Annotated in this window: 14 protein-coding genes and 5 pseudogenes; 16 read left to right on the top strand and 3 right to left on the bottom strand. The window is 38.0% G+C overall.

Annotation, left to right across the window (positions count from 1 at the left end; genetic code table 11):
• Position 1: 1 nt before the first annotated feature.
• The 6 genes and pseudogenes from AC2TF5_RS11640 (at position 2) to AC2TF5_RS11665 (ending at position 9,647) form a co-directional block, all read left to right on the top strand.
• Complete coding sequence (locus AC2TF5_RS11640) at positions 2-5,056, top strand: RHS repeat-associated core domain-containing protein (protein WP_491302302.1); 5,055 nt, start codon at positions 2-4, stop codon at positions 5,054-5,056.
• A 30-nt stretch (positions 5,057-5,086) separates the two neighbouring features.
• Positions 5,087-5,713 (top strand): hypothetical protein, encoded by a 627-nt coding sequence (locus AC2TF5_RS11645; RefSeq protein ID WP_491302303.1) that lies wholly within the window; start codon positions 5,087-5,089, stop codon positions 5,711-5,713.
• Between the two features lie 75 nt (positions 5,714-5,788).
• Positions 5,789-6,586, top strand: a pseudogene (locus tag AC2TF5_RS11650) (Tle-like phospholipase domain-containing protein); the annotation flags it as partial.
• Positions 6,586-7,125, top strand: coding sequence for a hypothetical protein (locus AC2TF5_RS11655; RefSeq protein WP_491302304.1), 540 nt, complete (start codon positions 6,586-6,588; stop codon positions 7,123-7,125). The pseudogene AC2TF5_RS11650 and the gene AC2TF5_RS11655, both read left to right, overlap by 1 nt.
• Before the next feature lie 421 nt (positions 7,126-7,546).
• Positions 7,547-8,926 (top strand): RHS repeat-associated core domain-containing protein, encoded by a 1,380-nt coding sequence (locus AC2TF5_RS11660; RefSeq protein WP_491302305.1) that lies wholly within the window; start codon positions 7,547-7,549, stop codon positions 8,924-8,926.
• Positions 8,927-9,017: 91 nt separating this feature from the next.
• A complete protein-coding gene (locus AC2TF5_RS11665) occupies positions 9,018-9,647 on the top strand; it encodes a hypothetical protein (protein ID WP_491302306.1) in 630 nt (209 codons plus the stop codon).
• A gap of 57 nt (positions 9,648-9,704) precedes the next feature.
• On the opposite strand, the pseudogene AC2TF5_RS11670 reads toward AC2TF5_RS11665, so the two are convergent.
• Positions 9,705-10,887 (bottom strand): annotated as a pseudogene (locus tag AC2TF5_RS11670) (IS256 family transposase).
• Positions 10,888-11,148: 261 nt separating this feature from the next.
• Positions 11,149-11,343: pseudogene (locus tag AC2TF5_RS11675) on the bottom strand (IS3 family transposase); the annotation flags it as partial.
• Positions 11,344-11,345: 2 nt separating this feature from the next.
• Here AC2TF5_RS11675 and AC2TF5_RS11680 point away from each other — a divergent pair.
• From AC2TF5_RS11680 to AC2TF5_RS11720, 9 genes and pseudogenes are all read left to right on the top strand, one after another.
• Entirely contained in the window at positions 11,346-13,238 is a 1,893-nt protein-coding gene (locus AC2TF5_RS11680; RefSeq protein WP_491302307.1) for an RHS repeat-associated core domain-containing protein, read from the top strand.
• A complete protein-coding gene (locus AC2TF5_RS11685) occupies positions 13,195-13,848 on the top strand; it encodes a thioesterase domain-containing protein (RefSeq protein WP_491302308.1) in 654 nt (217 codons plus the stop codon). Before AC2TF5_RS11680 ends, AC2TF5_RS11685 begins: the two co-directional genes overlap by 44 nt.
• A 30-nt stretch (positions 13,849-13,878) precedes the next feature.
• The gene (locus AC2TF5_RS11690; RefSeq protein WP_491302309.1) at positions 13,879-14,508 is read left to right on the top strand and encodes a hypothetical protein; all 630 of its coding nucleotides are present in this window, start codon (positions 13,879-13,881) and stop codon (positions 14,506-14,508) included.
• 70 nt (positions 14,509-14,578) lie between these two features.
• A pseudogene (locus AC2TF5_RS11695) lies at positions 14,579-15,169 on the top strand (RHS repeat-associated core domain-containing protein); the annotation flags it as partial.
• A 206-nt stretch (positions 15,170-15,375) separates the two neighbouring features.
• A complete protein-coding gene (locus tag AC2TF5_RS11700; RefSeq protein WP_491302310.1) occupies positions 15,376-15,963 on the top strand; it encodes a hypothetical protein in 588 nt (195 codons plus the stop codon).
• 79 nt (positions 15,964-16,042) lie between these two features.
• Positions 16,043-16,816, top strand: a complete 774-nt coding sequence (locus AC2TF5_RS11705; protein ID WP_491302311.1) for a transposase — start codon at positions 16,043-16,045, stop codon at positions 16,814-16,816.
• Between the two features lie 120 nt (positions 16,817-16,936).
• Positions 16,937-17,245 (top strand): hypothetical protein, encoded by a 309-nt coding sequence (locus tag AC2TF5_RS11710; RefSeq protein WP_491302312.1) that lies wholly within the window; start codon positions 16,937-16,939, stop codon positions 17,243-17,245.
• A gap of 4 nt (positions 17,246-17,249) precedes the next feature.
• Positions 17,250-17,660 (top strand): hypothetical protein, encoded by a 411-nt coding sequence (locus tag AC2TF5_RS11715; RefSeq protein ID WP_491302313.1) that lies wholly within the window; start codon positions 17,250-17,252, stop codon positions 17,658-17,660.
• 595 nt (positions 17,661-18,255) lie between these two features.
• Complete coding sequence (locus tag AC2TF5_RS11720; RefSeq protein WP_491302314.1) at positions 18,256-18,999, top strand: replication initiation factor family protein; 744 nt, start codon at positions 18,256-18,258, stop codon at positions 18,997-18,999.
• Here AC2TF5_RS11720 and AC2TF5_RS11725 read toward each other — a convergent pair.
• The gene (locus tag AC2TF5_RS11725; protein WP_491302315.1) at positions 18,962-19,096 is read right to left on the bottom strand and encodes a helix-turn-helix domain-containing protein; all 135 of its coding nucleotides are present in this window, start codon (positions 19,094-19,096) and stop codon (positions 18,962-18,964) included. The two genes, AC2TF5_RS11720 and AC2TF5_RS11725, sit on opposite strands and share 38 nt — an antisense overlap.
• A 34-nt stretch (positions 19,097-19,130) precedes the next feature.
• Here AC2TF5_RS11725 and AC2TF5_RS11730 point away from each other — a divergent pair.
• Positions 19,131-19,404: pseudogene (locus tag AC2TF5_RS11730) on the top strand (recombinase family protein); the annotation flags it as partial.
• Positions 19,405-19,418 lie beyond the last annotated feature (14 nt).

The following is a 19,418-nucleotide window of genomic DNA, read 5'->3' on the forward strand; positions in this document are numbered from 1 at the left end:
GATGCGTAGGCCAATACAGATACTAAAAAATATAGTTCTTGGATTAATGGTTTTTATCATAGGATCCCAAATCGGTAGTGGCACTGCTCATGCAGCAGTTAGCGGAGATCTTATGCAGTCGGTTTTAAATGGTTTATTAACACCCAAACTTGTAAATGGATCAAATAAAGCTCAATATTCTGATCGTCAATTAACTAGCGAGAGTATCGATCCAGCCTCTGGTTCTTTATTATTAAAGGAAACGGATCTTGTGCTTCCGGGGAAAGACGGACTAGATCTAAACATTGGACGATTTTATAGTTCCAGCCAAGCGGAGGTTGGCACAAAAAGGGTTTCTGTAACGGAAACAACGGAGCAGCGAGAAGGTTATGGAACTGGTTATTATTTATATCTATACTACATTGTTAAAGGAACTAATAATATAGGAGTTCATTCCCCAGGTTATTATACAACCTACGAACAAGCATATAATATGTACTCCTATTTCTATAAAAATCAACCTGATAGTGATAAAGTATATATTCAAAATGGCTACGACATTGAATACAATAGTGTCCTCTATGTTCAAATTACGTATAATACAACCACAAAAATCTACCCTGATGAAAATTCATATAGTAGATTGCGGTATGATTTAGGTGGAGGTTGGAGTTTTGCCTTCCCTTCACTGCAAATGGATAGTGGATATATCCACTACCATGATGGTAATGGAGGGGCATACACGGTTTCATTTGATGGTAACAGGCGTGGCAAACTAGAGGACTATGGAAGAACGGATGTTGAATTGCTTAATGATACATCGTATTCTAATGGTCAAGTAACTTCAAGTTATGTCTTACAAGATGAAAATAAAAAGAAAACATACTTTGGAAGTGATGGTCGGTTAATCGGGATCAAAGACCGCTTTGGGAATGAAATTAAGTTTACACATATTAATCGAACACTCAATGGTTCATCATACCCCGTAATTTCTAAAATTGTTGATTCCATTGGTCGAAATATTAATTTCACATATCAAACAAATTTAAATGATCCTAACTTTGATTCAAAGAATATGACCGAGAATATCACTATAGAGGTTACACATTCTTCGGTTCCCTCTAAAACCATTACATTAACGTATGCAAAGAAAAGAGAAAGCGTAACGATCAGGCAAAATGGGGCGGTAATCGGTAAGCGTTATGAACCATATTTATCCTCAGTTATAGATCAAAATGGGCGTTCAACATACTATAATTATTACCAAGCTTTAGAAAACTTTGATGCCGTTAGCAAATCGCTGAGCAGTTCAGCAGGCACAGCTGTTTATTTATTACAATATGCGATGTATCCTCACTCAACAACTTTTTATCAATACGATAAAGTACCACGAAATTGGGGAAGTCAAGGTGCATATCAAACATTCCGAGTTACCGCTCGATGGGATGGTTTAAACATTTATAAATATGATCAACCCAATCCTTCTATAGTAGCACGTGGAGTGTATCATGCAAGGGACTATACCTATTTTGGTGATGTTACAGGTTATCCGTCGTACAGTTCTGAAGAAGTTATACCCGAAAGCTATCGCTTCGGATCCGAAGTTGTGAACAATGATCAAGTAAATACAAAATATACGTATAACGGAAAGAAACAATTACTAACAACAGAGCAGACGGCTACAAATGGCGAGAAGCAAATTGAAACGATTCAGTCCTACGATACGAATTTTAAATATAAACCTACCAAGATTGAAAGCAAAGTCATTAAGGGTAGTCAACAGGATACATTGTATACTCAATATCAGTATTATTCATGGGGAGATTTGCAATCTGAAACGAAGCCTTTAACTGCTTCACAGCTTTTGGATGCGACTAAAGTCAAAGAAAATACAATGAGGTATGAATATGATTCAAACTTTAAACTACCAACAAAAACAGAATCTTACCAGAATTCTTCCACATTACTCACTTCTACAAACTCCTATGATTCCCAGGGAAGATTAAAAACCTCAACAAATGAAAACGGGGAAGTCACAACAATTAATTATGCAACGACTACAGACGGTAGAACTGAAGAAATTACGAAGTCCTTAGAAAATGGAAAAGCAGCAAAAACCCTTACACTATATGGAAATACGACTTCTCAATTGTTCCCAACTTCGATAAAAACATATTATACAGACGACTCGGGTCAATTGACGACTTCTGAGACAAAGGCATCCTACGATTTGTTATATGGTGTTCAAACCTCATCGACAGATGCCAATAATAAGACCACAACGTATCAATATGATAAGTATGGAAGACTCACCAAAACAGCCTATCCTGTGGTGAATAATCAAAGTGGTGACACATTCCAAGTCGAGGATATCGTTGACTTTTATGATCAGACCGTAGATAATTCGCCGAACAACATGGATAGTGAAAACAAGTATGTCATTACAACACGTGTGGATTCCAAAAGAAAAATAACACGTATTAGTGATAATTCAGCCAGTCATGATAATGTCACTCGCTCGTTCTATGATGGATTTGGTAACCTGATACTACAAGGCCAGTACGATGGATACACAGATAAAGATCTGGTTATGCAACAATATCATTATGATGTAATGGCACGTCCAAAGTATGTAGTGGATACTTATGGAAATACATCAACCGTATCTTATGATGGTTGGGGAAGAGCATTTGAAGCCATTGATCCATTAGGTAATTTATACAAAACTGATTATGATATCATCAATCGGAAAAACACTTCATATATGGTGGCTGCTGGTGATATTACATCATTTAGAAGTAATCCAGTGAATACTTTAAAGAAAAATGTACTTGAATCCTATCTGGATGTTTGGGGGAGAGAGATTAATCGAAGAGCTTATCCTAACTGGCCGTCAACAGCTCCAACGGTAGAAGAAAACTTTGAATATGATTATCTTGGTAATGTGATTGGATATACGGATCCAAATCGATCTCGTACAAGCTATACCTATGATAAGTTGAATCGCTTAACTTCTGTTACAGATCCATTGAATCAAACGACAAGCTATTTGTATGATTCATTAGGAAATTTGAAATCAACTGTACAAACGGATGGGTCGACAACTTGGACAACCTCAAAAGAATATGATGAAACAGGATTCCTAAAGGTAAGCGCAGATGCTTCAAATAGCAAAGATACTTTTACTCGAAATGCATTAGGTCAAATTACAACAAGAAAAGATGCCAATAATAATTTTATTAACTACAGCTACGATGAAATTGGCCGTGCTCTCATTAAAAACATCAATAACACGATGCTTAAAAATGAATATCAATTCAGTTCGTTTGGTCCTGTGGTTCAACGTGAGTATAGTAGTGGATCCAATATTAAGAACGTAGTGTATGGCTATGATATGTTGGGCAATCAAAAGTATAAACGCGTTGTCTATGACAACGCTGATTTTGAAACTCAGCATCAATATGACTACCAATCCAAGCTTCTGAGCGTGACAGATCCATTCAATGTCGTTACACAATATAAATATGACAAAACTCGGATGAATCGAGTTCAGATGAATGGCGCATCTACAGTAAACAATGCAGATAATGCCAACACAAAATATGAATATGAAGCTAATGGGAAATTAAAAAGCATAACTTATCCAACTTTAGCGAACGGAGCTATTGTTAAGAGCGAATATACTTACGACAGTATTGGCCGTTTATTAAAAGTTGTGAATAAGAAAAATGCCGAGATATTATCTCAGTATCAATATACCTATGATAATAACGGCAACATCACGACAGTGACAGATGGAACAGGGTCGACAAGCTACGCATATGACAAGCTGAATCGATTGACCAACGTGACGCGTCCATCGGGACAAACTATTAATTATACGTATGATGCGAGAGGCAATCGGAGTTCATTTTCATCTAGCGGATTGACTCAGTCTTATTCTGACATCACCTCAACGTATAATGTATGGGATCAACTCGAATCGACCACAAAAGATGGTCTAAAGACAGACTATGTCTACGAAATGCAAGGCTTAAGACTATCGAAGACAACAGATACCTCAACGACGCGATATGCATATAATAACAGTGGTGAAGTAATTGCAGAGTTGAACGGAACTAATCAAGCTATTGCGAATTATATATGGGGTCCGGATCGTTTATTGGCGAAGAAAGAAGCAGCTACAGGGAAGAACTACTTTTACTTGTACAATGGTCATGGCGATGTTGTTCAGATTATTGATCCTACCGGTCAAGTTGTAAATAATTATCAATATGATGAGTGGGGTAACATTCTCTCGGAACAAGAACAGATTCAGAACTCCTTCAAATATGCCGGGGAAATTCTTGATGAAGAGACGGGCTACTATTATTTGAGGGCTAGATATTATGATCCAATGGATGGTCGGTTTATAAGTAAGGATACGTATGAAGGGAAATTGACGAATCCGCTGAGTCAAAATCTGTATACGTATGTGCATAATAATCCGTTGATTTATGTTGACCCTACAGGTCATAGAGTTTGGTTGATTCATGGTACTTTCTCAAATGCGGACACATGGACTTCGGATTTTGTGAAATACGTGGAGGGTCTGTTTAATGAGTCAAGTAAAAAGCTAGAGTGGACAGGCAAAAATAGCAAAGGTGCACGTTCTGATGCGGCTGAGGACTTTGTAAACACAGTATATCAATGGCATAGTAAAAATCCTGACGAACCGATAAGATTAGTTGGGCACAGTCATGGAGGAAATGTAGCAATTTTGTTGGCAAATCTGTTGGCTGAGAAAGGAATGAAAGTGGAAACATTAATTACTGTCGCAACCCCTGTGAGGGAATACAAACTCAAAACAGAGGTCGGGCAACATATTCAGATGTATAATAACCGTGATAGCGTTCAAGGAGACTTTGGAGGAAAATGGTTGGTTCTTTTTCCTTCTACACGAAAATTCCAAGGAGCTGAAAATGTTAGAGCTAAGGATGCTGAGAAGAAAGGGACTAAAATCCAAGTTCATTCAGCAATGCACAGCAACGTAGATATTTGGAAAAAGTATATTCAGCCCATATTAAAATTGAAATAATGTTATATACAACTCAAAAGGGGGGCTAATATGCAAATATGGTTACGACTTCTACTGATAGCGGCTATAATTTTTAGTGTTTCATCATTTGTTTGGTTTCTATTAGGTTCAACAGCATATTTCCAACGTGGGATGGATATTATAGGGACTACAGTATTTTGGGGGGCGGCTATTCCTGTTCTCTTGTTTGTTGGTTTTTTTACTATAATGCTCATTAAAGGATGGAATCCAACGAGTAGAATAGACTATGTTGGAATTTCTGTAGCGCTCTTGTTTTCAATACTACTCTCAGCAGCTTTGATTCAAAGCGTTAACACCCACGGTTGGGCAAAGGAAAAGATAAGAAGTGACACATTAAAAACATCGGCAGATGGAAAATATGAATACCGAGTAGATTTAATTAATTTGTTCCAAAGGAACAGTCATGCACGATTATATCTTAAAGATATTAGTACAGGGGAGGAAAAAAATATCCCAACTGAGATTCAGACACGCAAAATTAAAACCCTTGCGGTTGGTGGGGTTAACCATTGGGTGAAGCTTGAGCCAACGGACAATACATCTTATTATATTCTCTACACGACAACGGAACTTGGTATACCTGAGGAAAAATTTTTGATTGACATTAGGGCAGGAAAGTCAGATAGAATCAAGTAGTAATAATTTTGTTTACCACAATGCGACTAACCATCATATTGTGGTTTTTTCTTTGGTGGATGCCCCACCCAGTGGGCTAGATATTATGACCCATTGGATGGTCGGTTTATAGGTAAGGATACGTATGAGGGGCGGATTGATAATCCGCTGAGTTTGAATTTGTATACGTATGTTGCGAATAATCCTCTGACATTTGTGGATCCGAGTGGGCATATTCCAACACCTATGGAAGCTGCTGAAATGGCAGAACATATTTATGGTGCAACAAATAAGGATTATGGTAAATCGGTATCTGGTGGTACTTGGGCACTTAATTACATTATAACCAAATCGAATGCAGGCTTAAAAATTGGTGTGTATTTTAAAGTCAAGAAGGATGGGACTTTAGAGTATGCTCTGGTTAATAAGGGCACCACTCCCTCTAGCAAAGGGGACTGGGCTAATAATTTTCAGCAACCTTTCGGGTGGTCTGATGATATGAAAATTTCAATTTTAGAATCAACTAAATTTGTTAATACACATAAAAATAATGAAATTACAATGGTTGGTCATTCTAAGGGAGGAGCAGAAGCGATTGTAAATGCAGTTGCTAATAATAAAAATGCCATTACATTTAATCCTGCAAATCCAAATCTAATTCAATATGGTTTAAGTAAGAAAGGATATAAAGGTAATGTAACAAACTATGTGGTATCGGGTGATATATTAAATTGGTTATTAGGAGAAGCATCAGTTGGAAAAACGGTATACTTACCAATTCAATATAAGTGGACTTATTGGGAAGCTTTTAAAGGAGGATTCGGCGTAGTCATGGATAAACGTATTCAAAATCATTCAATGGATGCGGTAAAGAAAGGACTTGCAGGTTTATAATGAAAAAAATACTGGTTAGTGTAACAGGTTTGGTATGTTTCTTAGTACTTGCAATAATTATCTATGTGGCGTGGCCCTGGATGTTGTTGATTACTGGAATCAATTCGCAACCGAACCCGCCGCAACCATCCATCACATATGGAGAATTTCCATTTCGATTGGAATATGAGTTAAATGGGAAACGAATGGTCATAGAAGATACATTAATATGTGAATATGATGGTATTGGTTCAGATGAAGGGAGGGGGAAGTATCGGAAATGGAGTCAAAGATTAGCTAGTGGGAATGAAAGTGTTACATTGTTAAAAGTCGATAATTCAACAGAAATATATTATCCACCAGGCAGTTCCGATTACTACATGGGCGATTTAGCGGAATACGAAACTTTTAATCATATATTCCCAAATGCTGCGGTAATTGAAACTGAAGGGGAAATAACTCATAGTGGAATTATTAGTGCAGACGATTTACTAAAAAAATACAACATTAAGCTGATAAGTTGGGATTACACACAACCAATTGTGAATTCTTTTTCTTAAACACATTTAGGTTGAGTATGGTTTGAATAATTTATCCACATGCAAGTGTAACAACTCCATGTGGTTCTTCTTTGCAAAAAACAAAAGAGGCTGTCCAGAAAGTGAACTGTAACCCGTAAGATGGACACTTGAAAAAAGTGACTTCTTACGGGTTTTTGTGCTTTAATCATACTATCAAGAATACACGGGGAATGAACATCATGAGGAAAATCATAACAGGATTTACTGAAACAGAGATCAGACTGTTGGAGTGCAATCCGAACGTAAGCCGGTATCGGGAGGAACATCTTGTATGCCCCAGCTTTTAAACTCTCAGCTGTATAAGCTAACCATGCGGGAGAGCCGCAAATGGAGATTTTCTTGAAAGCAGGCTTTAGTATCGAACTCATCGGTCAGAGAACACCTACAGAGAGCCTCACAATTGAACGAGATATTATCTCAGTACCAATATACCTATGATAATAACGGTAACATCACGACAGTGACAGATGGAACAGGGTCGACAAGCTACGCATATGACAAGTTGAATCGATTGACCAAAGTGACGCGACCATCGGGACAAACCATTAATTATACGTATGATGCGAGAGGCAATCGGAGTTCATTTTCATCTAGTGGACTGACTCAGTCTTATTCCGACATCACCTCCACGTATAATGTATGGGATCAACTCGAATCAACCACAAAAGACGGCCTAACGACAGAATATGTCTACGAAATGCAAGGTTTGAGACTATCGAAGACAACAGATGCCTCAACGACTCGATATGCATATAATAATAGTGGAGAAGTAATTGCAGAGTTGAACGGATCTAATCAAGCTATCGCGAATTATATATGGGGTCCGGATCGTTTATTGGCGAAGAAAGAAGCAGCAACAGGGAAGAACTACTTTTACTTGTACAATGGCCATGGCGATGTTGTTCAGATTATTGATCCTACGGGTCAAGTTGTAAATAAATATCAATATGATGAGTGGGGGAACATTCTCTCGGAACAAGAACAGATTCAAAATTCCTTCAAATATGCCGGAGAAGTTCTTGATGAAGAGACGGGCTACTATTATTTGAGGGCTAGATATTATGACCCAATGGATGGTCGGTTTATAAGTAAGGATACGTATGAAGGGGATATTACGAATCCGCTGAGCATGAATCTTTATACGTATGTGCATAATAATCCGTTGATTTATACTGATCCAAGTGGTCATAAAATTTGGCTTATTCATGGAACTAAACTTGATAAAGATATCGTCAATCCAGAAGCAACTTGGACACCTGATTTCATTAAATATATAGGTGGCTTATATAATGAACATGTGGTTAACCCACGTTGGTCTGGAGGGAATAACAAACCATCGAGAAAAGAAGCGGCAGGGGATATTTATAGAGAAATACTTCAATGGAAATTGCAGAACCCGAATGAACCCATTAGATTGGTGGGCCATAGTCATGGAGGCAATGTAGCAATAATGATAGCAAATATGTTGGGAGAAAAGAAAATTGATGTGGACACTCTTGTAACAATTGCAACCCCAGTAAGAGAATATAAACTTAATGTTAAAGTAGGTCAACACATCCATGTATATAATCAAGGTGATATGATTCAAACTAACGGCGGAAGCATATGGAAATTAGGCAATGCAATGAAACGGACCTTCAAAAATGCTGAAAATATAGAGGTTAAAATACCGTTTCAAAATAGTTGGGATTTAATTAAAAACCATTCGATTATGCATTCAAATGTGAGTGTCTGGGAAAAATATATCAAAAATCAATTGACAGAATTTAAGAAAAAATAAGATTGACTAAACATGCGGGCAAAACATATATAGTCCGCATGTTTATTTTACTCTTGGAGAATTCCTATTAATTTAAAGAGGATGGATGCATTTGTATTATTCTATAAAGGTATTATGGATGGTAGTTGTTTTAATTAATTTGGCGGCAGTTGTATATTTCATATTGGGATCAACTGCAAATTTCCAACGAGGTATGGATATAATAGAAACGGTCATTTTGGTTTATTGTGGAATACCATCGCTGTTATTGAGTGTATTATCATTCATTTTAGTATTAAAAAAGTGGAACCCTTCATCTATTTCTGGCATTCTGAGTGTTATTTTGATAATTTGTTGTATATTATTTCTTAGCCTAATATTATATAAAAATGTAAACACTAGTGGCTGGTTGTCTGAAAATGTTACAACTGATTCTACACAAATAACAGCAGATGGAAAATATGAATACCATCTCGAACTTATCAATTCACTACAAAGAAATAGCACTGCCCGGATCTATTTAAAAAACATTGATACAGAAGAAGAAACTCGTATATCTCTAGTTATGCAAGTAAATAAAATCAAAGTGTTATTTATGGAAGAAAAGTACTATTGGATTGTTTTGGAACCGACATCAAATCCGAACATCTATACATTGAAAACAACTCAAGAATTTCCTTTGCCAGAGGAACAATATGAAATTGACTTAATTAATAGTAAATCAATGAGATTGAATAACTAAAGGTAGCGTCAAGAATTATGTGTAAATGAAAATATCCTTGTCTTGTAGAAGATGGTGCTAGTCTTTGGTGGAGAACATCGCCAGTAGATCGGATCGAGCTTGGTCAAAGCCAATATGGCAGCGTGTAGCAAAGCGTTGGTTATAGCTTTCAAACTGTGAAACCAAGAATTTCTCAAGAGCTTCTTCGTGTGGAAATTGCTCTTTGCGCTTGGTATATCTCTTAATTTGTTTATTGAAGGACTCAATTAGATTGGTCGAATAAATGCTTCTCCATATGGGCTTTGGAAAGCTGTAGAATGTGAAGATATATGGATTTTCTCGTAGAGATTTAACGACCTTAGGATAAGTAGATTTCCACTTGTCACAGAAGGTTTCTTGAGCTGGCTTACCGGCTCTCTCACCGTCCGCCCGGTACACCGATTTAAAGTCCCCACAAATCTCTGCACGGTCAGATACACGGACTTTATGGGCAATATTACGTGCCAAATGAACACAACACGTTTGGTATTTGGCCTGTGGATAGACTTCTCTAATTGCATCTACAATGCTTTCAATCCATCTGAGACAAAGAGTAGTACTTCTTGTGTACCACGATCCCGAACGTCTTGCAGGAGTTCTTTCCATGCGTAGGCCGATTCAGTTGGCGCAATGGCGTATGCTAAGACTTCTTTTGAGCCATCTTCACGAATCCCAACAGCAAGATATATCGCTTCCTTAGATACAGTTTCTCGCTTATCGCAATGTAAGTCGCATCTAAATAGACGCAAACATAACGTTTAGTTAGTGTGCGCTTCAGGAAGGACTCTACGTGTTCAACCATAACTTTGGTCATGTTAGATACGGTTTGAGGTGTGTAATGATGTCCGTACATTTTCTCAATAAGGTCAGCAATCTCTGTCATCGTCACACCCTTCTGGAACATGTGAATGACGAAGGATTCGAGCGTGTCATTGGAACGCTTGTACGGAGCCACAGTTTGCTGCTTAAACTCTCCATTGCGATCTCGTGGGATGTGGAGCTGCAGGTCACCATACTCCGTATGAAGTGTACGTGTGTACACTCCGTTACGCGAATTACCTGAATTTATCCCTATCCGGTCGTACTTTTCATAATCTAGGAATGCCGTTAATTCCGTTTCTAACAAACGATTCATAGCTGATTCTAGGTGAGAACGAAAAACTTCCGTCACATCCTGTTTCGTGACTAGAGCTTGGACTAAATCTGATGTAAAATGATTCATAGGGAAGACCTCTTTTCTATGAATTGTTGTGTGGTAACTCAATTCTACAAGAAAAGGTCTTCCTTTTTGCTATTTATCTATTTACACAAGATATTTTACGCTCTCAAAAGATGCTAAAGCAGTTAAATTAGAATAATTATTTTCATTAATTGAAATTAACTATACTCTAATAACTAAATTGGTAAATCTAATTTAACTTAAATGCCACATGCGAGTGTAACAACTCTGAAGTGACCCCATAAAGTTAGACAGGTAATGTCATTAGGCGACTTGTTGGGCATGAATTCGGTACTGTACCGGACTCATGCCTTTTAGTTTTGCCTTAATACGCTTGTTGTTGTAATAATCGATGTATTTTGATAGCTCTTTTTTAAAATGTGCGATACTTTCAAATTCCTTTAAATACAGAAATTCAGATTTTATGATGCCAAAGAAGTTCTCGATGACAGCGTTGTCGAATGCAACAATATCATTATGATATGATGGCACGTCCAAAGTATGTAGTGGATGCTTATGGAAATACATCAACAGTATCTTATGATGGTCGGGGAAGACCATTTGAAGCCATTGATCCATTAGGTAATTTATATAAAACTGATTATGATATCATCAATCGAAAAAACACTTCATATTTGGTGGCTGCTGGTGATATTGCATCATTTAGAAGTAATCCAGCAAATACTTTAAAGAAAAATGTACTTGAATCCTATCTGGATGTTTGGGGTAGAGAGATTAATCGAAGAGCTTATCCTAACTGGCCGTCAACAGCTCCAACAGTAGAAGAAAACTTTGAATATGATTATCTTGGTAATGTGATTGGATATACGGATCCAAATCGATCTCGTACAAGCTACACCTATGATAAGTTGAATCGCTTAACTTCTGTTACAGATCCATTGAATCAAACGACAAGCTATTTGTATGATTCATTAGGAAACTTGAAATCAACTGTGCAAACGGATGGGGCGACTACTTGGACAACCTCAAAAGAATATGATGAAACAGGATTCCTAAAGGTAAGCGCAGATGCTTCAAATAGTAAAGATACTTTTACTCGAAATGCATTAGGTCAAATTGCAGTACAAAAAGATGCCAATAATAATTCTATTAACTACAGCTATGATGAAATTGGCCGTGCTCTCATTAAAAACATCAATAACACGATGCTTAAAAATGAATATCAATTCAGTTCGTTTGGTCCTGTGGTTCAACGTGAGTATAATAGTGGATCCAATATTAAGAACATAGTGAATGGCTATGATATGTTGGGCAATCAAAAGTATAAACGTGTTGTCTATGATAACGCTGATTTTGAAACTCAGCATCAATATGACTACCAATCCAAGCTTCTGAGCGTAACAGATCCATTCAATGTCGTTACACAATATAAATATGACAAAACTCGGGTTAATCGAGTTCAGATGAATGGTGCATCTACAGTAAACAACGCAGACAATGCCAACACAAAATATGAATATGAAGCTAATGGGAAATTAAAAAGTATAACTTATCCAACTTTAGCGAGCGGAGCTATTATTAAGAGCGAATATACTTATGATAGTATTGGTCGTTTATTAAAAGTTGTGAATAAGAAAAATACCGAGGTATTATCTCAGTACCAATATACCTATGATAATAACGGTAACATCATGACAGTGACAGATGGAACAGGGTCGACAAGCTACGCATATGACAAGCTGAATCGATTGACCAAAGTGACGCGACCATCGGGACAAACCATTAATTATACGTATGATGCGAGAGGCAATCGGAGTACATTTTCATCTAGCGGACTGACTCAGTCATATTCCGACATCACCTCAACGTATAATGTATGGGATCAACTCGAATCAACTACAAAAGATGGTCTAAAGACAGACTATGTCTACGAAATGCAAGGTTTGAGACTATCGAAGACAACAGATGCCTCAACGACGAGATATGCATATAATAATAGTGGTGAAGTCATTGCAGAGTTGAACGGAACTAATCAAGCTATCGCGAATTATATATGGGGTCCGGATCGTTTATTGGCGAAGAAAGAAGCAGCAACAGGGAAGAACTACTTTTACTTGTACAATGGCCATGGCGATGTTGTTCAGATTATTGATCCTACTGGTCAAGTTGTAAATAATTATCAATATGATGAGTGGGGTAACATTCTCTCGGAGCAAGAACAGATTCAGAATTCCTTCAAATATGCCGGAGAAATTCTTGATGAAGAGACGGGCTACTATTATTTAAGGGCGAGATATTATGATCCAATGGATGGTAGGTTTATAAGTAAGGATACGTATGAAGGGGAAATTGACGAATCCGCTGAGTCAAAATCTGTATACGTATGTGCATAATAATCCGTTGATTTATACAGACCCTACTGGACATAGAGTTTGGTTGATTCATGGTACTTTTTCGGATGGGGATACTTGGACACCTGAATTTGTGACGTATGTTGGAAACTTATTTAATGAGTCAAGTGATAAGCTAAACTGGACGGGCGATAATACTAAAGGTGCTCGTTCAGATGCGGCTAAAGATTTTGTTGAACAGGTTTATGAATGGCAAATTAAAAATAAGAGAAAAGATGGAACATATGAGCCTATTAGATTAGTAGGGCATAGTCATGGGGGAAATGTGGCAATCATGCTAGCCAATCTTCTAGAGGAAAAGGGAATGGAAGTGGAAACATTAATTACTGTCGCAACCCCTGTGAGGGAATACAAACTCAAAACAGAGGTCGGGCAACATATTCAGATGTATAATAACCGTGATAGCGTTCAAGGAGACTTTGGAGGAAAATGGTTGGTTCTTTTTCCTTCTACACGAAAATTCCAAGGAGCTGAAAATGTTAGAGCTAAGGATGCTGAGAAGAAAGGGACTAAAGTCCAAGTTCATTCAGCAATGCACAGCAACGTAGATATTTGGAAAAAGTATATTCAGCCCATATTAAAATTGCAATAATGTTATATATAACTCAAAAGGGGGGCTAATATGCAAATATGGTTACGACTTCTACTGATAGCGGTTATAATTTTTAGTGTTTCATCATTTGTTTGGTTTCTATTAGGTTCAACAGCATATTTCCAACGTGGGATGGATATTATAGGGACTACAGTATTTTGGGGGGCGGCTATTCCTGTTCTCTTGTTTGTTGGATTTTTTACTATATTGCTCATTAAAGGATGGAATCCAACGAGTAGAATAGACTATGTTGGAATTTCTGTAGCGCTCTTGTTTTCAATACTACTCTCAGCCGCTTTGATTCAAAGCGTTAACACCCACGGTTGGGCGAAGGAAAAGATTGAAAGCGACACAGTCAAAATTACAGCAGATAACAAGTATGAGTATCGAATCGATTTAATTAATTTGTTTCAAAGGAACAGTCACGCACGGCTCTACCTCAAGGATGTGGGTTCGGGAACAGTAATCTACATTCCCGTCGATATTCAGACAAATAAAATTATAGGTCTTAGAGTTGGCAAGGTTAATCATTGGGTGAGACTTGAACCATCGGACATTGCATCCCAATATATTCTGTACACGACAAAAGATCTTGGTCGCTTGCCTGAAGAGAAATTCAAAATAGACATCTTAGCAGGAACATCAAGTAGAGTTAATTAAATTTCATCAACCACAATGCGACTAACCATCATATTGTGGTTTTTTCTTTGGTGGATGCCCCACCCAGTGGGCTAGATATTATGACCCCATGGATGGTAGGTTTACAAGTAAGGATACGTATGAGGGGCAGATTGATAATCCGCTGAGTTTGAATATGTATACGTATGTTGCGAATAATTCTTTGACATTTGTGGATCCGAGTGGGCATATTCCAACACCTATGGAAGCTGCTGAAATGGCAGAACATATTTATGGTGCAACAAATAAGGATTATGGTAAATCTGTATCTGGTGGTACTTGGGCACTTAATTACATTATAACCAAATCGAATGCAGGCTTAAAAATTGGTGTGTATTTTAAAGTCAAGAAGGATGGGACTTTAGAGTATGCTCTGGTTAATAAGGGCACCACTCCCTCTAGCAAAGGGGACTGGGCTAATAATTTTCAGCAACCTTTCGGGTGGTCTGATGATATGAAAATTTCAATTTTAGAATCAACTAAATTTGTTAATACACATAAAAATAATGAAATTACAATGGTTGGTCATTCTAAGGGAGGAGCAGAAGCGATTGTAAATGCAGTTGCTAATAATAAAAATGCCATTACATTTAATCCTGCAAATCCAAATCTAATTCAATATGGTTTAAGTAAGAAAGGATATAAAGGTAATGTAACAAACTATGTGGTATCGGGTGATATATTAAATTGGTTGTTAGGAGAAGCATCAGTTGGAAAAACGGTTTACTTACCAATTCAATATAAGTGGACTTATTGGGAAGTTTTTAAAGGAGGATTCGGCGTAGTCATGGATAAACGTATTCAAAATCATTCAATGGAAGCGGTACAGAAAGCTCTAAGAGGCCAATAATGAAAAAAAAGCTGGTTAGTATAACAGGATTGGTATGTTTCTTAATGCTTGCAGTAATTATCTATGTGTCGTGGCCTTGGATGTTCTTGATTATTGGAATCAATTCACAACCGAACCCATCGCAACCAACTATCATATATGGACAATTTCCATTTCGATTGGAATATGAGTTAAACGGGCAACGAAAGATTATTCAAGATACTTTAATATGTGAATTTGATGGATATGGATGGGATGAGGGGCAAGGTAAATATCGGAAATGGAAAGGATATTTAGCCAGTGGGAAAGAGAGACTATTACTATTGGAAGTCGATAATCCTGTTGCCCTAGGGAGTGATGGAAAAGTTGTGAAACAAGAAATCTATTATTCAGTAGGAAGTGCACGATTTTACATGGGAGATATGAAAGAGTATGAAGAATATAAACAGTCTTTTCCAGATGCTAGTTATTTTGAACAATATGAGGATGGAAGAACTAGTAGCGGTGTTATTCAGGCAGATGAGTTGCTTAGAAAGTACAATATCAAATTAATAAGTTGGGATTATACGCAACCAATAAAGAACACTTTTATTACATCCAAGAAATAATAGTAGTCCCTAACTCTCGCGTTGTCTTAGTCGAGCCGCCCTTCGAGCAATCAACTGCTGAGGAGGACGGCTATTTTATTTGATCCCTCACATTTCGCACCCTTGGTTAATTCCGTCTTATAAGAAGTTCTTTTGTGACATAGATGGTAAAGCCGCTCTTGCTTTCTGGGAGAAGTATCCTGCACCGCATCAAGCACTAACGGTGGGCGTCGAAGAACTAGCCGAGTACCTACGTAAATCGAGTAACAATACTTGTTCTACCCGTAAAGCAGAAGAAATACTTGAACTGGTTAAGCAGGATGGAGAGACAAAGCGAAACTTCCAAGAATACAGAGACTTCCTCATCGTCAGTATGGTTCATGACATGCGAAGAAGCAGAGAGCTAATCAAACAAACAGAGGAACAGATTCGTCAGGTGTTAGCCCAAACCGACTATAAGCTAGAGTCTATGGACGGTATTAACGTGGTTACAGCGTCAGAACTGGTTACTGAAATTGGTGATATTCACTGCTTCTCCAGTGCAGACAAGTTAGCCCGATTCGCAGGAATCGCACCGATACGCTTTAGTTCGGGCGGCAAGGGTAAAGACCAAGCAAGTGGACAAGGAAATAGAGTATTGAACAGCATCTTTCACAACCTAGCGGTTCAACAAATACAAGTAGCCAAAGGGGAGAACAAGAGACAACGCAATCCCTTATTTTACGAGTTCTATCAACGTAAGCTAGCAGAAGGTAAGACGAAGAAACAAGCCCTCATATGTGTCATGAGAAGGCTTGTAAACATCATTTACAGCATGATGAAGAACAAAACGCCTTACATAGCAAGTCCTCTGACAGAGCGTCTAGCAAGCTGATATAATGGTGGTAATTGGTAAAACGGCTATCATCTTTTTATTCCTAAGTTTAAGATTACTACTTAGGGGACGGGTCAAGCTACAATAGCAACTTATAACCCTCAATTTGCTGCTCAACAGATGCTGAAGAACGGCAGAATCCCAATAGAGAATTTGAAGAATATGGTTCCTAACGGAGCTACAAACGGGTTTAGACCATCATCAACAATTGCTGTTGGATACAAGTATAACTATGAAATCAACGGTACAAAAGTTGAAATCAAATGGCATTCCCCTGATGCCAATGCAGCTTCTAGATTTCCGGGTAGCAATTCTGGAAGTGAGTGGACTGCACAAATAAAAATCGGAAACAAATTGCTTGGGCAAGACGGTAAATTCTATAGAAATCCAAGCGATATTACCCACATTCCTGTTGATTTTGGGAGGTAAAAAAATGTTGTTGGATTATTATAAATCGTTACCTGATTACATTTCTACAATTCAATTAAAAGAACTGTTTGAAGAATTTTTATTTTCAATTAGTTCACGAACTATTGATGTGGAAATTGCCTTAGAGTCATTGTTTGAATTATCGGACAGGCAATGGCATACGTATGAGTTACTGGACTCTGATGTGAAAAGTGAAATTGAAACTTGGATAATTGGTATTTGTAATAAAGAATCAATAGATGAAATTGAGTTGATCGCATCAATTATCGGTAGACTAGGTTTAGTAAAAGTTTATAAGCATCTGAAAAATTTATTAAATAATGATAATGTGAAAAATGAAGTTAGAATCGCTATTCAAGAAACTGTTGCCGAACTAGATGGACATGTCGAAGACCCTTATTTTGGAATGAAGTAATATAGTGCAGAAACCTTGATTGGCAATATGCCTTTTCAAGGTTTTTTCTTTTGAGGGGGGCTACCCACTACCGAATGAACTCATTATTCTTTCAAAAACAGATATTACCCATGTAATACCCGTATGAAGATTTCACCACCTTATTTGTACGCACATCAAATGCTTGAAAAGTATAACCTTAATAACGCTATTGCGTTACAACAAACAGGTCGATTATGGTCAGATACCACCATGATTGTCCTGTTCTTTATTGTCTTCGTTTTCTCGCAGTTTTTTGAAATCAATCGCAACTTTCCGAATAGATACCCCGATGGATATACTGTCGAGGTCATCGTAAATAAAATGCAGGATATTCCGACCACTATACTGTCAGGACATAACTGAACATTTCACAACGGGAAGGTCATGTGTTAAAGGCTAGCCACCTGCCCCTTAATTAAGCCCAAAATTCATGAAAAAATTCGGGAGGGGGTGGCACATGAAAGGGGTTACTGTATCCATTGACCGCATTGTAGTAGACTTTACAGATGTCTATTAAGATTTCTTCAACGAGTTCCACAAGCATATCTACCATTTCTACGGAGTAAGAATGACGGTGGGGGATAGAGGATTCCAATACCGCATCAGAATCAATACAGGAGAACACTTCCTGCATATCTCCTACAAGTTAGTCTTTGCTCCGAAAACTCGAAAGAACACGCTGAGAATTGAAGTCTATCCGAAGTCGCTTGTTTACTTCCGACATTGGCTCGAACAAATCCGAGACTATGCCAATCAAATCTTGTTTGTGCGGTGCGATGTGGCTTTCGACATCCCTAATCCCATAAAAGACCTGTTCACCATGTCTAAGAAGGGTCATAAGCTACGACTTTTCAAAGGTACTCGCTATTACAACGGCAAGCATCAACGTAAGAAGATGGCTATTGGCGGGTGTATGACAAAAAAACGTCAGTTGTTGGAGACAAGGCGACAGAAAATCAAAGGAAAGCAAACGAGGGTGGAGATTGTATGTGCACCGAAGGGGAAGATACTGCTTGCTTCACTGATTCAATATCCGCCGCAGTTTAACAGTAAGTATCTATGTGCTGTGCTGACGGACTTATCCAAGTTCTCCCCGAAGGTGGGGTGGCTAGTTCAGGAGATTCAGCAAGGAGAACTTCTACCGCAGGATACGACCCCCTATTACCGCAAGAAAATTCAGGAACAAATGATAACGCAAGAAGTTATTGACCTGAATTCACTCGCGGCGGAGCAATGGCAAGAATCGATTACGCTTCCTTGTGCTGTTCTGTCCGATAAGGTTAGTCATCTTCCAAAACAAGAAGTTCGTTCAGGCTGATCTTGAGTGTCCGGCAAATTTGCTCCAACGTATCGAAGTAAGCCGCATTGACCTTATCGGAGCAGAGATGATTTACTGTGCTTGGTCGTATGTTCATCCTTCGTGCAAGCGTGGATGTGAAAAGGATTTAACAGCCGACTTACATTATCTACAAGAAAGACCCGTCAGACTTCCTAATCAACGAACCCATGGAACTGCTTGACGCTTACCAACGGCTAGAAATCTCCATGAAGCTAAGCCGAGGACGCAACAAGAAAGCCCAACAGGGCGGCGTTCGGTTACAAAGCCAAGAAAGGTCAGAAGGCAATCGAAATCAATCTCGATGAAGCATTAGACGTACAACGAGTATTTGAACTAAAGGAACTGTTCCCTGACTGGTCATTGTCAGAATTGGTGTTTCAAATCTGTAACAGCTACTA

This window comes from Paenibacillus sp. JNUCC 34, assembly GCF_058269055.1.